At 44.8% G+C, this 344-nt stretch carries 1 pseudogene; it reads right to left on the bottom strand.

Annotated features, from left to right (window positions below):
- Window positions 1-344 (bottom strand): annotated as a pseudogene (gene rplA / locus ACTHSP_RS23090) (50S ribosomal protein L1); the annotation flags it as partial.

Genomic DNA, 344 nt, shown 5'->3' on the forward strand with positions numbered 1-344 from the left:
CCTTTAGCAGCAGCAGGTTTGGCTTTAACGATAGCATCCAGCAACGCATTGAAGTTTTCTTTCAAGTCAGCTTCAGCGAAAGAAGCACGACCGATAGTTGCGTGAACGATACCGGCTTTATCTGTACGGTATTGTACTTGACCTGCTTTTGCATTTTTAACTGCTTCAGCAACGTTAGGAGTAACAGTACCTACTTTAGGGTTTGGCATCAAGCCACGAGGACCCAAGATGGTACCCAATTGACCAACGATACGCATTGCATCAGGAGAAGCAATAACAACGTCAAAGTTCAGGTTACCAGCTTTGATTTCAGCAGCCAGATCTTCAAAACCGACAATATCTGC

Source organism: Neisseria sp. P0001.S005 (assembly GCF_051963715.1).